This window comes from Candidatus Limnocylindrales bacterium (assembly GCA_035626395.1).
Classification (GTDB): domain Bacteria; phylum Desulfobacterota; class Binatia; order UBA1149; family CAITLU01; genus DASPNH01.
The window spans coordinates 71,820-86,485 of sequence record DASPNR010000011.1 but is presented as its reverse complement, the minus strand read 5'-3'; the positions used below and the strand labels follow the sequence as shown (position 1 = coordinate 86,485).

The window sequence follows — 14,666 nt, the reverse complement described above, 5'->3', positions numbered from 1 at the left end:
GGGCGTGCGAAGCAAAGGTGAGATTGCGTGAGCGAAATCATCCAGGTCCAGGACGAGTACTACATTCGCGCATCGTCCTCGCTCGCCGACGACCGGACACGGGTCCTCAAGCATGGGGAGACCTTCGCAGTCTTCGACCGCTACGGCGACATCCGGCCGCTCGGCCTGCGCGAGCAGGGCATCTACCACGAAGGGACGCGCTACCTTTCGCTGCTGACTCTGCATCTGGGCAGCGAACGTCCGCTGCTGCTCAGCTCCACGGTCAAGGAAGACAACGCGCTGCTGGCGGTCGACCTGACCAATCCCGACATCTCGCATGACCATCAGGTGGTGGTGCCGCGCGGGGCGGTGCACATCTTCCGGAGCAAGTTCCTGTGGCAGGGTGCCTGCTACGAGCGCATCCGCGTCACCAACTATTCGCTGGCCCACGTCCGGCTTCCGATGACGCTCCGCTTCGACGCCGACTTCGCCGACATCTTCGAGGTGCGCGGCATGGAGCGTCGCTCGCACGGCCACCGCCGCGAGCCGGCTCTGGACGAGGGAAAGATCGCGCTCTCCTATCTAGGACTCGACGACGTTACGCGCACCTCCTACATCACCTTCGATCCGGTGCCGGCCTCGCGTTCCGCCGAACACATCGAGTACCGGCTCGATCTGGCGCCGCGCGACGTCGTCACCGTCTTCCTGACCGTCTCCTGCAACGTCGGCGAGCGCTGCCGCATCACGGTCGACTACGCCACCGGTGCGGCGCTGTCCGACGACGCGTTCCGCTCCGCCCGCGAGCACGACAGCGTCATCCACACATCCAACGGGCAGTTCAACGACTGGATCAATCGCTCTCTGGTCGATCTGCACATGATGACCACCAACACGCCCGACGGGCCCTATCCTTACGCGGGCGTGCCGTGGTTCAGCACGGTCTTCGGGCGCGACGGCATCATCACGGCGCTGGAGACGCTGTGGGTCAATCCGGGCATCGCGCGAGGCGTGCTCGCGCATCTGGCCGCCACGCAGGCGCGCGAGGATGATGCGGAGCGCGATGCGAGGCCCGGGAAGATCCTGCACGAGACGCGCAAGGGCGAAATGGCCGCGCTCGGCGAGGTTCCCTTCGGGCGCTACTATGGCAGCGTCGATTCCACGCCGCTGTTCGTGATGCTGGCGTGGGAGTATGCCGAGCGCAGCGGCGACATCGCGTTCGTCGAGTCGCTGTGGCCGAACGTGGAGCGCGCGCTCGAGTGGATCGACCGCTACGGCGACACCGACGGTGACGGCATGGTCGACTACCAGCGCCGCTCGCCCAAGGGGCTGGTGCAGCAGGGCTGGAAGGACTCGAACGATTCGGTCTTCCACGCCGACGGCGAGCTGGCCGACGGGCCCATCGCGCTGTGCGAAGTGCAGGGATACGTGTACGCCGCCTACAGGGCCGCCGCGCAGCTGGCCACGATGCTCGGCCGGCCGCATCTGGTCGACGGGTACATGACCAAGGCCACCGCGATGAAGGAGCGGTTCGAGACCAGGTTCTGGTGCGAGGAGATTGCCAGCTACGCACTGGCGCTGGACGGGGCCGGCCGCCCCTGCCGCGTTCGCACGTCCAACCCTGGCCATTGCCTGTTCGCCGGCGTCGCCTCGGCGGAGCGCGCGGCGCTGGTTGCGCAAAGCCTGATGAGCGAAGACATGTATTCGGGCTGGGGCGTGCGCACGTGCTCGTGCGTGGAGAAGCGGTACGACCCGATGTCGTACCACAACGGCTCGGTGTGGCCGCACGACAACGCGCTGATCGCGGCAGGGTTCTCGCGCTACGGCCTGCAGCACCACGCCGCGCGCATCATGAACGGCCTCTTCGAAGCCGCCGGCTTCATGGACCTGCACCGTCTCCCCGAGTTGTTCTGCGGCTTCGATCGGCGTCCCGGCGAAGGTCCCACCATGTACCCGGTGGCATGCTCGCCGCAGGCTTGGGCCGCCGGTGCCGTTTACATGCTGCTCCAGGCCAGCCTGGGCCTTCACATCGACGCACGCCGCCGAGAGGTGCGCTTCTCCAATCCGTCGCTGCCGCGCTTCCTGCGCTGGATTCGCATCAGCAACCTGCGGGTGGACGGCCAGAGCGTCGATCTGTTTCTGGAGCGCTACCGCGGCGACGTCGGCATCAACGTCATCCGCCGCGAAGGCGGCGTCCGCGTGGTCGCGGTGAAGTAGGGTTTGCACCTGGCGCCTCGCGCTCCGTTCGCCGTCGACATCGCCTCTCGGCGGCCCGCGGCTCGAATCCTGGAATCGCGGCGCCTTCTGCTCAGCGTTTGGGCAGGTCGGGACCTTGACGAGACGCAATGGTGGGTCACACTCGGAAGCAAGCTTCGAAAAAGGAGAGCCGTGAAATGACAGCACTTCTCCGATGCTCGACGCGGCCGCACGCCCTCGCCGCGACCGCAATCGTCCTCGCGCTGAACGCTCGGCCGGCGGCGGCCGAGCTGCTCGGCGGCCAGCTCACTGCGCAGGACGACGCAATCGTCGAAGCGCAGGACCCGGATCCGGAAGGCAAGGGAGCGGCCGGCGATCCCCTGCAGTTCCTGTGGCGCGAGCGCATGGGCAAGCTGCAGGAGCGTGAGAATCATCCGCCGCCCGAAGGCGAGGACTCGAAGAACCCCGTGCTCGATACCGACAAGCGTCCGGGCGCGCGCTACGAGTACGAGGACTCGAGCGCACGCCTTTGGCGCAGCGGCACCGCGATCGAGCGCAGCGACACCGAGCCGTACGAGCGCGGCCGCGCCGGCGAGCAGCAAAGTTATCGCGGCGCCGCCGGCTTCAGCGACGGCGATCCGGGCCGCGCCGGCGAAGAGGACTATCGCCGCGGCGGCGCCGGCTATCGCGGCGAGGACTGAGAGCGCCGCCCACTCGTCGCGCGACAGGAAAAGCTCGTGTCTGTCACTTGTCGCGCAGCAGCGCGTGATCGGGCGTCCGAATGCGGAGGGGGCGACCCGCGGCCGTTCATTTCAGGAGCTTCCGGGCAACCTTCAGGTCCGCGATGAACCTGTCGGTCTCGCGCCGCCGCGTTTCGTCGTCCGGCGCGCGCAGCAGCGACGACGGATGCACCGTGGCCAGGATCGGAACGCCGTAGTCCGACTCCAGCACCTTGCCGCGCTGCTCGGTGACTCGGAACGCCTTGCCGAGCAGCGACTGCGCCGCGGTTGCACCGAGGGCCACGAGCAGGTCGGGTTTGACGACGTCGATCTCGGCTTCCAGCCACGGCCGGCACGCGACCATCTCGGTCGTGCTCGGTTTCTTGTGGATGCGGCGCTTGCCGCGCGGCTCCCACTTGAAGTGCTTGACCACGTTGGTGACGTAGGCATCGCCGCGCTCGATGCCGGCGGCCTCGAGCGCGCGATCCAGCAACTTGCCGGCTGGGCCGACGAACGGCTTGCCCGACAGATCCTCGTCGTTGCCCGGCTGCTCGCCGACGAACATCACGCGCGCCGTCGTCCTGCCTTCGCCGAAGACGGTCTGCGTGCCGCGCTTCCACAGGTCGCACGCGCGGCAGGTGGCGGCAGCCTTCTTGAGAGAGGACAGGGTGGGCCGCGGCGGCACGGGAGCCTTGCCGGGACCTTCGCCCGGCGATTGCCGTCGCACCGCCATCGCTCTTCAGCTGCGCGGGCGGCCGCGGCATCGCCATCGCGTGGCGAGGCAGGCGCGGTCACTCGCTGCTTGCCGAACGCGCATGCTACCTCTGCGGCTGGTCCGAGCGCGGGCCCAGCTCGGCGATGTGCTCGCGCCGGATACGCTCGACGATGGCGGCGAAATCCGCCGGCGTCACCACGCGGCTCTTCGGCCGCGGAAACGGGAAGCCGGCTGCGGCCACGGCGTCGCTGACCTCGATCTCGAGCGTCGCATCGTCTTCGAAGCGGACGCCTTCCAGGCCCGAGGGCACGCGCAGGATCAGCTCGGGGCCTGCGTTGGTGCAGCCCACATCCGGGCCCGGCGCGGGCGCGAACGCCTGGTCGACCAGCCAGGGCTCCACCAGAGGACCGATGTTGAAGTCGCGTCGCAGCACCAGCTTGAAGTCTGGCAGCCGTGCCTGCGACGTCCACCAGATTCCGTCCACGGATCGCATCGCCTGCAGGGCGTCCTGCCGCGGGACCGTCTCCAGGCGCTTGAGCGCCATGGCCATCCACGCGTTCATGGCACGGTTGTAGTCGTCCTCGTCGCCGGTATCGCGCAGCGCGATGATGCCGCCAGCCAGCTTGATGCCCACCAGGTTGGAGTAGAGATCCTCGGGCGAAAAAGCGGAGACCTTCTCGGGCCAGGTGGGAATCGTGCCGTAGCCGTACCAAGTGGCGATCTCGTGCCAGACCGAGATCTGGTAGGCCAGCCACTGCGCCATCGCCAGCGACAGCGGCCGCCGGCCGATCGCGGCAATGCGCTGGCGGGGAATCGCGCGAAGGCGGATGCGGCGCGTGCCGCCTTGGTCCGACAGCAGAATGTCGCCGCCGGCGTCCATCTTGCGCGCGATGGAGTTGGAGAGGTAGACGGTCATGTCGGCGTTGTCGCGGATGTGCGCGACGTCGATGAAGCCGCCGCGGCACGTGTAGACGAGACCGTTGTTCTCGCGCTCGATGACGCCGCGCTCCTCGTCGGTAGCCGTCTCGAACAGGCCGATGTTGAACTTGTGCGGGCCGATCTCTTCGGGCCCGCGGATGTTGTCGAGCGAAAAGCCCGGCACGGGGACCGCACCGACGGCGACCTTGAGGTCTGCGCCGAACGCACAGCACGGCCGCAGATTGGTCGGCTCGGGTACCTCCGGAATCGAGGTGGGATCGAACGCCGCGGTGGCGCGGCGATAGGTGTCGCCGAGCGCGGCGGCAACGGCACCGTCCGGCGCTCGGACCTCGGCCGGCGCCCGCCACTGCGGCATCATTCGGGCGCAGCCGGCAAGTGCCACCAGCGCCAGGAGCGCAGGAGCAATGTGCAGGCGCCGCCGGCGTCCGAGAAGGTGTGGCCAGGATCGAGACGCTTGGCGCATGGTCTCTAAGTCTATCAGCGACGCGCGATTGTCGAGAGGGCCCTGTGAGTTGCGCAGGGTTGCGCAACCGGCATCTAGCGCGCGTCCTCGGCGCCCCTGGGCGGCGCAGTCGGATGCGTGGATGCCGCGTCGTAACCGCGGATTCCGTCCCAGCCGTAAGCCCATCGCCATGGAAAGGGCAGCCACGGAGCGCCGCTCAGTCGCAGCGTGCCATACATCAGGCAGGCAAGAGGGGCGTTGCCCGTCTTCTCTGCGACGCATCGTCGGAAGACCTCATCGGCGTGCCGGCGCGCCTGCGCATCGCCGCCGCACCAGTAGGCGATGTCGTGCTCGATGCAGCACTGTTTCCATCTGCCGTCGGGTGAGGCCGAGCAGCCGTCGGTAGTGAAGGGGTGGGGTGGCAGTCCGGCGTTGCCGCGCTGCCGCTGGCACTGGCCGCTCGCGCGAGCGCCGAGTTCCGCCGCCAGACCGATGTCGTTGCGATACGGGTGCATGGTCGAATGGGTGGGAGTGCACGCGGCCGCCGCGCAGGCCGATGCGAAAAGGAGAAGATGCGCCAGGATCGGAGGCTTCATTGCGACGGCACGAGCGGAGCGGCCGGCGAAAACTAGGCCATGTCGCCGCTTCGTCCAAACCCGCCCCCGATTCCCCGCTGGCGTACGGCCGCGGGCGTGTGTACCTTCGCTTTCGCGACTTTACGCGGGGGAGCTCCTACATGACTTTTCGTACCTTCCGGGCCGTCGCGATGACGGCGGCCGCATCCTTCTGCCTGTCCACCACCTCGATGGCCGCATTGTCCGACAAGGATCGCTGTCTCGACGGCAAGCACAAGGCTGCCGGCAAGCACGTTGCCTGTCTGGTCAAAACGTTGGCCGCCTCGGTCGGTGAAGTGCCCGATTTCACGCGCTGCGACGACGCGCTCGCCGACGCCTTCGCCGGCGTCGAAGACAAGTATGGCAGCCAGTGCCGCACCGCGGGCGATGCGGCCGGCATCGGCGCTCGCAACCAGTCCCTCGTCGACTCGCTGGAAGTCCTGACCGATCCCGCCGGGGCCGGCACGCGCGAGGCGCTCGCGTGCGCGCTGGCACGGCTGAAGGCGGCCGGCCGCCGCGCCTCCTGCGGCGCCAAGGCGCAGAGCCTGCTCATCAAGAGGGACCTGGTGGCTCGCGACACCGCCGTCTGCGACTCCAAGCTTGCCGCGGCGCTGGCCAAGGCCGAGGAGGGCGGCTCCTGCATCGGCGTCGTCACCGCCGAAGCGATCGCGACCCTGATCGATACGACGTTCGCCGAGATCGAAGCCGATCTGGCCAATCTTGGAACGGAGGACTTCGCCAACCGTGGCCGATACCGCGCGGCCAGGCAGACGCTGACGTTCGTCGACACGACGCGCCCGACCGCCGCCAACAATGGCTTTCCATCGTTGCCCGAGCGCACGCTCGTCACCGACATCTATTACCCGTCGGTTTCGACGAGCACGGGCGCGCCCGTGGCGGAAGGCGGACCGTTCCCGGTGCTCATCCGTGCGCATGGCCTTGGCGGCTTCCGCACCGATTCCACCGAACTCATCCGTCATCTGGCAGGTCACGGCTACGTCGTGGTGTCGCCCGACTTTCCGCTCTCGAACCTGAACACGCCGGGCGGCGCCACTCTGCTCGACCTGGAGGCGCAGGCCGGCGACGTCAGCTACCTGATCTCGCAGCTGGAGGCGCTCGACGCGCAGGCGGGCGGCGCCTTCGAAGGCAAGCTCGATCTGTCGCGCATCGGTGCGATCGGGCATTCCCTGGGCGGCGCAACCGTCTTTGCGGCGACGTACCACCCGACGCTGCGCGACCCGCGCATCGACGCGGTCGTGGGCCTGGCGCCGTTCGCCTGCTTCTACCAGGAGGCCTTCTTCGACGGCGGCGCCACCGCGCCGATGATGATCCTGGCCGGCGACGAGGACATGATCACCGGCTACGCGAGCAACCATCTTGCCGTCTTCGGCCGTGCCAACGCCGAGAAGTACCTGGTGACCCTGGCAGGCGGCACGCATACCGCATTCATCAACGAGCTGTTCGGCGGCGGCTCCAATCCCGACGAGGAGCTGGCCTGCCCCTCGCTGCTGCCGCCGGGCGCCGAGCGCCCCTACTTCCCCGACTTCGGCATTCCCGAGGATTTTCTCGGCGGCGCCGCTGCCGGCGTCGACACGACCGGCTCGACCTGCGAGCCGATCTGTCCGCCTCCTCCCGCGACCTACATGGACTGGGACCGCCAGATCGAGCTGGCCAGCGCCGGCACGCTGGCGATGTTCGAGAGGGAATTTCGTGGCAGTATATCGGCGGACCGTTTCATCACCGGTCGCATCGACGACGAGAACGACGACGTGACGCTCGCGTACGAGCGCTAGGCGTCGGGTTGCGTACGAAGCGCGGCGCAAGCAGGAGCACGAACATGGCAGTGGTCGATCTCAAGGAGCGAAGGGAGCAGCAGGGCAGCGAGCCGCAGCCGGTGCTGAAGTCCGCCAAGCTCGCCGGTGTCTGCTACGACATCCGCGGGCCGGTGCTCGAGAAGGCTCGCCAGATGGAGGAGGAAGGGCAGCGCATCATCAAGCTGAACATCGGCAACCCCGCGCCCTTCGGCTTCAAGGCTCCCGACGAGATCGTCTCCGACGTCATCCACAATCTTCCGGAGGCCTCCGGCTACTGCGATTCCAAGGGCCTGTTCGCCGCGCGCAAGGCGATCATGCACTACAGCCAGCAGAAGAACATCGCCGGAGTGCAGATGGAGGACATCTACGTCGGCAACGGCGTCTCCGAGATGATCGTGATGGCCATGCAGGCCCTGCTCAACAACGGCGACGAGGTGCTGATCCCGGCGCCCGACTATCCGCTGTGGACGGCGGCGGTCAGCCTGTCGGGCGGCGTGCCGCGCCATTACCTGTGCGACGAGAGCCGAGACTGGCAGCCCGACCTGGCCGACATCGAGGCCAAGATCGGTCCACGCACGCGCGCGATCGTCATCATCAATCCGAACAACCCGACGGGCGCCGTCTATCCCGTCGACTTCCTGCGCGAGGTGGTGCGCCTGGCGCGGCAGCACGGCCTGATCGTCTACGCCGACGAGATCTACGACAAGATGCTCTACGACGGCGTGCAGCACACCTCCATCGCCTCGCTGGCCGAGGACGTCCTGTGCATCACGTTCAACGGGCTGTCCAAGAACTATCGCGCCTGCGGCTATCGCGCCGGCTGGATGATCGTCTCGGGACCGAAGTCGCACGCGCAGGACTACATCGAGGGCCTCAACATCCTCTCCTCGATGCGCCTTTGCGGAAACGTGCCGTCGCAGTACGCGATCCAGACTGCGCTCGGCGGGCATCAGAGCATCGAGGAGCTGGTGGCTCCCGGCGGGCGCCTTTGCCGCCAGCGCGACCTGGCGCACGAGCTCCTGACGGCCATCCCCGGCGTCACCTGCGTCAAGCCTCAGGCCGCGCTGTACCTGTTCCCGCGCCTGGATCCGAAGATGTATCCCATCAAGGACGACCAGCAGTTCATTCTGGAGCTGCTGCTCGAGGAGAAGGTCCTGCTGGTGCAGGGAACCGGCTTCAACTGGCCGGCCACCGATCACTTCCGCGTCGTGTTCCTGCCCAACAGCGACGATCTGCGCGAGGCTATCGGACGCATCGCTCGCTTCCTGGAGCGATACCGGCGGCGGCACGGCTGAGGGCCGCCGCCGCGCAGGCGGCGCCGCTGCAACGGGAACCGGCGGCACCGGAGGCGAGCCGACACGCGCCGTGATCGTTTCCGCTCGTCGCTTCCGCCTCGATCGGGTTGCGCCTTTCTCATGACGCCAGTCGATGGGATGATCGATCGCAAGGGCCGGCATCGCCCGCGCGGCATGCTGCTCTGCCTCGATCTTCATGCCGGTGAACCTGCCCACACCTGATCGCGAGGTCATCCACGCCGTTCCGCCCGATCCCCATTCGCGCTGGCGCGCAACGGCCACCGCGGCGCTGCTCGTCGTGGGTCTGCTGCAGATGGCGGCCGATCTTGCGGGTCGGCCTTCCCTGCATGCCGTGGCCGCGGCAACCGTCGCCTCGCCGGCCCCGAAAGTGTTCTCGCCGCTGCGCGGGCTCGAGACGTTCTCCACGCGCTTCTTCATCGAATGGCTGGACGGCAGCGGAAACGAGCGGTCGCTCGAGCTGACGCCGGAGGTCTACGAGCGCATTCAAGGACCCTACAACCGCCGCAATGTCTTCGGCGCCGCGCTCGCGCACGGACCGGTGCTGGTCTCCGATCCTCGTACGCGCCGCATGTTCGCGTGGGTGTCCAACTACGCGATGTGCGAGCCGCCGGCGGTTCTGCTGTGGGAGTTCGGGATCGCCGAGGGTGCAAGCAAGGTGCGCGTGCGGCTGGTGCCGCGTGAGGGCAGCCGCCATGACCCCGCGCTCCCGCTGGTGCTGAGCGCGCCGTGCAAGAGATGATGCGAGGCCTCTTCCTCGAGCGGCACATGGAGTGGACGCCCGGCCTGTACTCGGCCTGGCGGATGATCTTTGGCGGCTACCTGTGCCTCCACTTCCTGCAGCTCCTGCCGTGGGCGATGGAGCTGTGGTCGAATGTCGGCGTCCTGCCCCACGGCGGCGACAGCCCGCTGCAGCTGCCGGTGCATCTGTACGCGCTCTCGGACCGGCCTCTGTTCGTCACCGTCTCCATCGTGGTGGCTGCGCTGCTGTCGCTGCAGCTCGCGCTCGGCATCGCCGATCGCACCGCGGCCTTCCTGCTCTGGTACATCTTGGCGAGCCTGCTCGCGCGCAATCCGCTCATTTCCAATCCCGGCATCCCCTTCGTCGGATGGCTCCTGCTCGCGCACATCGTGGTTCCGCCTGTGCGAACGGTCGCCAACGAGCTGCCGGCGGCATGGCCTCCGCAGCCGCGCTGGCGGATGCCGCCGGCGCTATGGGCGTCGGCATGGGCGATCATGGCGCTGTCGTACAGCTACAGCGGCTACCACAAGCTGCAGAGCCAGTCGTGGGTGGACGGCACCGCGCTGATGCGCATGCTCGACAGCCCGCTGGTCCGCGACACGCTGTTGCGCGAGGTGCTCCAGGGGCTGCACGAGTACGTGCTCGGCTTCCTGACCTGGGCTGCCCTGGCGCTGGAGCTCCTGTATGCGCCGCTGGCGCTGATTCGTGCGCTGCGGCCGTGGCTGTGGCTGGGCATGGTGCTCATGCACCTTGCGCTGCTGATGCTCGCCGATTTCGTCGACCTGAGCCTGGCCATGCTCATGATCCACTTCTTCACGTTCAACCCCGGATGGCTGACGCTGCGCGTGCCGCTGCGCCGGCGCGCGTGGCGCATGGAGGCCGATGCGAGCGCGTGAGCTGGTGAGCTCGAGCACGACCGGCGACGGCCGCGCGGTGACGCTGCACCGCGAGGCCGGCGGCTACATCGTGCGCGTGGCCAACGAGCCGCTGATGGGAAGCCGCGCGCACGGCTCCGAGCAGATCATGGCCGAGCGCAGCCTTGCGGCGCTGCGCGCCACCAGACCGCGCGTCCTCGTGGCCGGCCTCGGCATGGGCTACACGCTGCGCGCGGCGCTCGACGTGCTGCCCCGCCAGGCGGAGGTGGTGGTGGTCGAGCTGCTGCCGTGCATCGTGGAGTGGAACCGCGGCGTGCTGGCGCCGCTTGCCGCGCGGCCGCTGGAGGACCATCGCGTGCGTCTCGAGCAGATGGACCTCGTCGACTACCTGCACGGCGTCGAGGTCAGGTTCGATGCCATCCTGCTCGATGTCGACAACGGGCCGGAGGCTTTCACCGTCGCCGGCAACTCGCGGCTGTACGAGCCGGCCGGCTTGCGCATGCTGCGCGCCGCGCTGGCGCCAGGCGGCGTCCTGGCGGTGTGGTCGGCCTTCGACAGCCCGCGTTTCGAGAAGGCGTTGGCACGCGCAGGCTTCGCCGCCGAGACCGTGGCGCTGCGCGCGCGTGGCGACAAGGGCGGGCGCCACACGGTGTTTCTCGGGCGCGCCGCCTAATTGGCATCCGGCTGCAGCGCAGCTCGTTCGTCCTCGGGCCCCTGCAAGACATTGCCGGTCGGACAAGACAGCTGCTGCGGCAGGTCGACGCACGTGCGCAGCACGGCGATGGCGTCGGTGGCCGTGACGTCGAAGCTGAAGTTCACGTCGCACCAGCAGACCTTGCAGTCCTGGAGCCCTACCGCGCCCTGCAGGATGAAGACGGCATTGACCACGCAGCGCTCGGCGCTGTACGGACGACCGCAGCTGCGGCACTCGTCGGTGGCTTCGTTGCAGCTGTCGTTGCACAGGGTGAACAGGCCGCACGGGTTCTCGCCCACGCATTGGCCGCTTTGGCAGCTCTCGAGCGCGGTGCAGAAGAGGCCGTCGTCGCACGGCTCGTTGTCGGGAAGCGACTGCTGGCCGCAGGAGCCGTCGACGGGGTTGCAGACACCGGTGTTGCACGCATCGCCGGCAAAGGAGCAGTCGACGGGCGCTCCGGTGCACACGCCCGCGCCGCAGATGTCTCCGTCGGTGCATGGATCGCCGTCCGAGCACGACAGCCCGTCGTTGGTGGCCATCGCGATGCACATGCCGTTGCCCGGGTTGCACACGCCCACGTTGCACTGGTCGTTGAAGACCGAGCAGTCCATGGGAGCGCCGCCGCAGACGCCATCGGTGCAGACATCGGGGACGGTGCACAGCAGGCCGTCGTTGCAGCCGGTGTCGTTCGGCTTCGGCAACGGCTCGCACTGGCCGGTGACGGGATTGCAGACGCCGTCGTTGCACTGGTCACCGCTTGCCGAGCAGTCGAGCGGCGTGCCCGCGCAGACGCCGCCGGTGCAGACGTCGCCGATGGTGCAGAGCGAGCCGTCGTCGCAGCCGGTCCCGTTCTCGACCGCCACCGCTTCGCACCCGCCGGTGGCCGGGTTGCACGCTCCGTTGTTGCACGCGTCGGACTGCGCCGAGCAGTCGATTGGCGTGCCGGCGCACGTGCCGCCGGTGCAGACGTCGCCGGTGGTGCAGAGGGAGCCGTCGTCGCATCCCGTTCCGTTCTCGACCGCCACCGCTTCGCACATGCCGGTGCCGGCGTTGCAGACGCCGTTGTTGCACTGATCGCCGAACGAGGAGCAGTCCGCTGGGGTGCCGGTGCAGACGCCCGAGACGCACTTGTCGCCGGTGGTGCAGGCCAGCGAGTCGTCGCAGTTCTCGCCCTCGCCGATGGGGTGCGCCTCGCAGTTGCCGGTGGCGTCGTTGCACACGCCGTCGGCGCAGATCGTGCTGAAGCCGCTGCAGTCCTTGACCGTACCGGCGCAGACGCCGCCGGTGCACTGGTCGCCCAGGGTGCAGGGTGAGCCGTCGTTGCAGGGCGTCGTGTCCATCACCGGCGTCAGCAGACACCCGACCATGGAGTCGCACGATGCGGTGTTGCAGTCGTTGGCCATGCCCGAGCAGTCCACGGCCATGCCGCCGCCGCACGCCGCGAACATGCACGTGGTGCCGGTCGTGCAGGCATCGCCGTCCTCGCAGGCCATGCCGTCGGTGATGCTGTCGTCGGGATCGCACACGCCGGCGCCGTCGCACTGCTCGTTGAGCGTGCAGGGGTTGCCGTCGTTGCACGGCTCGAAGTTGCCGACGTGGTCGCAGACCGCGGCATCGTTGCAGATGTCGTTGGTGCACGGATTGCCGTCATCCGTGCAAGGGGCGAAGTTGGGCGGATGGCTGCAGTTGCCCATGCCGTCACATACGTCTGCGGTGCACGGGTTGCCGTCGTCGGTGCAGGGGTCTCCGACGACGTTGGCGCAGCTCTTGGTGTCGACGTTGCAGAAGGTCTGGCACTCGGCGCCGCCCACGCACAGGTCCGCCGAATGCATGCACGTTCCGGTCGCGGGGTCGCACGTGTCGGTGCCGTTGCAGGTGGTTTCGTCCTCGCAGGGGTTGCTGTTGCCCTCGTGCAGGCAGGTGCCGGCGCCGTCGCAGTGGTCGTCGGTGCAGACGTTGAAGTCGTCCGTGCATGCCGCCGTCACGTCGTCGAACTTGCAGCCGGGCGAGCAGCAGTCGCCCGCTTCGCGCGCGCCATCGTCGCACTGCTCGTCCTGGGCCGCCTCGAGGACGCCGTTGCCGCAGGGGCCGAAGGACAGGATCCACGCGGCGCCGGCTCCCATTCCGTCGTCGTCGAAAGGGTGCCCGACGACGATCTCGCGCAGGCCGTCCTGATCCAGATCGGAAAGCGCCGCCACCGACGCGCCGAAGGATTCGGCCGGGTCCAGATCGGCGGCGAAGTCGGCGGTGCCGAAGCCGACGCGCTCGGCACCGACGACGTTGGTGCCGTCCAGCGTCAGGATCCAGATCGCGCCGCGGTTGCCGCTGTCGCCGGAAGCGCCGACGATCAGGTTCCGCTCGGCCGGAGCCAGGTTGCCGAAATCCAGCGCCGCTCCGAATCCGTCTCCCGCTGCGAGCGTGCCGCCGGCCGCAACGAAATCGGAGGACGTCGGCGTGATCTTGCGGCTTGCCAGCACCGAGCCGTCGCTGCCCAGAAGGAGAAGCCGCACCGAGCCCGAGTCGGCGGCGTTGTCGTCGTCGAGGTTGTTGTCGCCGGGCGCACCCACCGCGATGTCGCGATTGCCGTCGCCGTTGGCATCTCCGATGCCTGCCACCGAGGAGCCGTTGAGGTCGCCGGCGGCCAGCGGCGCTGCCAGCCCGTTGCTCGCATCGATTCGCTCGAAGCCGACGACGGTGCCGCCCGAGCCGAGAAGCAGGATGTAGACGCCACCGGCATCGACGCCGCCGGTGTCGATGCCCGGAGCGCCCACGGCAAGATCGGCGAATCCGTTTCCGTCCTGATCGCCGATGACGGCGACCGAGGCGCCGAAGTTCTCGTTCATGCTCGGGTTGGTCATGAAGCCGGGAACGCCGAACGTGATCACGGTTTCGGTCGTCGCGAACGTGAAGCGGTTGACGAGGATGATGGTGATGGCGCCCTGATCGGTCAGGGAGCCGTCGAAGCCGGGCACTCCCGTCACCAGCGCGATGTCGTCGGGGCCGCCGGGCCCGGCCCCGGAAAGCCCGTCGAAGACGTCGATGCTGCTGCCGAGCCCGCCGCCCACTTGCAGATTGGTGGCATCGAGCTGGAGCCGGAACGCGAGGTTGATGGTGGCATCGTCCTGCAGGCCCACGAGCCAGATCGCTCCCGCGCCGGCCTCGACGCTGGAATCTCCAGGCGCGCCGACGGCGATGTCGTCGAACCCGTCGAACCCGAAGTCGGAAACGCCGGCCATCGAGGCGCCGAAGCGGTCGTTCTGCGCGAGCATCAGGAAGATGCTCGTCTCGCTCGAGATCTTCGAGAAGTCGTGGATCGTCTCGTACTGCGCGAGCGCCGGCGCGGCCGACGCGCACACCAGCATCGTCCACGCAGCGCCGCAGCGGCGCAGCCAGGACGCGCTGCCGGCAGAGCGTGCGATTGGTGACCGGCGGCGTTGCCCCCGTAGTTTCTGCAGCATCGGTTTCCCCCGGGCCCCGGCGGCAATGGCATCGGACAAAGCGTCCGCGCGCCGCGCGAACCTATCGGCCGGTGGCGTTTGAAGCCACCCCGGCGCGTCGGTGCCGGAAGCGTCTTCGCGATCCCGACAGCCCGGTTGCGGCCCGGCCTCCATCGCAACAGTGAAGCGA

General features: G+C 68.4%; 11 protein-coding genes. 7 read left to right on the top strand and 4 right to left on the bottom strand.

Going from position 1 to position 14,666, the window contains the following annotated elements:
• The first annotated feature begins 27 nt into the window (after positions 1–27).
• Entirely contained in the window at positions 28–2,193 is a 2,166-nt protein-coding gene (locus tag VEC57_06265) for an amylo-alpha-1,6-glucosidase (GenBank protein ID HYB98724.1), read from the top strand.
• A 176-nt stretch (positions 2,194–2,369) separates the two neighbouring features.
• Complete coding sequence (locus VEC57_06260; protein HYB98723.1) at positions 2,370–2,873, top strand: hypothetical protein; 504 nt, start codon at positions 2,370–2,372, stop codon at positions 2,871–2,873.
• A 106-nt stretch (positions 2,874–2,979) separates the two neighbouring features.
• On the opposite strand, the gene VEC57_06255 is transcribed toward VEC57_06260, so the two are convergent.
• The 3 genes from VEC57_06255 to VEC57_06245 all read right to left on the bottom strand — a co-directional run bounded on the left by VEC57_06255 (position 2,980) and on the right by VEC57_06245 (position 5,583).
• Positions 2,980–3,618 (bottom strand): UdgX family uracil-DNA binding protein, encoded by a 639-nt coding sequence (locus tag VEC57_06255; GenBank protein ID HYB98722.1) that lies wholly within the window; start codon positions 3,616–3,618, stop codon positions 2,980–2,982.
• A gap of 91 nt (positions 3,619–3,709) precedes the next feature.
• Entirely contained in the window at positions 3,710–5,008 is a 1,299-nt protein-coding gene (locus tag VEC57_06250) for a DUF4056 domain-containing protein (protein HYB98721.1), read from the bottom strand.
• A gap of 74 nt (positions 5,009–5,082) precedes the next feature.
• Positions 5,083–5,583 (bottom strand): hypothetical protein, encoded by a 501-nt coding sequence (locus VEC57_06245; protein HYB98720.1) that lies wholly within the window; start codon positions 5,581–5,583, stop codon positions 5,083–5,085.
• 140 nt (positions 5,584–5,723) lie between these two features.
• On the opposite strand from VEC57_06245, the gene VEC57_06240 reads away from it, so the two are divergent.
• The 5 genes from VEC57_06240 (at position 5,724) to VEC57_06220 (ending at position 11,018) form a co-directional block, all read left to right on the top strand.
• Positions 5,724–7,394: an alpha/beta fold hydrolase gene (locus tag VEC57_06240; GenBank protein HYB98719.1), complete on the top strand. Its 1,671-nt coding sequence runs from the start codon at positions 5,724–5,726 to the stop codon at positions 7,392–7,394.
• A 44-nt stretch (positions 7,395–7,438) separates the two neighbouring features.
• Positions 7,439–8,710 carry a pyridoxal phosphate-dependent aminotransferase gene (locus VEC57_06235; protein HYB98718.1) on the top strand — a complete coding sequence of 424 codons (1,272 nt, stop codon included), beginning with the start codon at positions 7,439–7,441 and terminating at the stop codon, positions 8,708–8,710.
• Between the two features lie 196 nt (positions 8,711–8,906).
• Positions 8,907–9,470 carry a hypothetical protein gene (locus VEC57_06230; GenBank protein HYB98717.1) on the top strand — a complete coding sequence of 188 codons (564 nt, stop codon included), beginning with the start codon at positions 8,907–8,909 and terminating at the stop codon, positions 9,468–9,470.
• The gene (locus tag VEC57_06225) at positions 9,467–10,366 is read left to right on the top strand and encodes a hypothetical protein (GenBank protein HYB98716.1); all 900 of its coding nucleotides are present in this window, start codon (positions 9,467–9,469) and stop codon (positions 10,364–10,366) included. The genes VEC57_06230 and VEC57_06225 overlap by 4 nt, the downstream gene beginning before the upstream one ends.
• Complete coding sequence (locus VEC57_06220) at positions 10,353–11,018, top strand: hypothetical protein (GenBank protein ID HYB98715.1); 666 nt, start codon at positions 10,353–10,355, stop codon at positions 11,016–11,018. Before VEC57_06225 ends, VEC57_06220 begins: the two co-directional genes overlap by 14 nt.
• Here the strand turns inward: VEC57_06220 and VEC57_06215 are convergent.
• The gene (locus VEC57_06215) at positions 11,015–14,401 is read right to left on the bottom strand and encodes an integrin alpha (GenBank protein ID HYB98714.1); all 3,387 of its coding nucleotides are present in this window, start codon (positions 14,399–14,401) and stop codon (positions 11,015–11,017) included. The genes VEC57_06220 and VEC57_06215 overlap by 4 nt on opposite strands.
• Positions 14,402–14,666 lie beyond the last annotated feature (265 nt).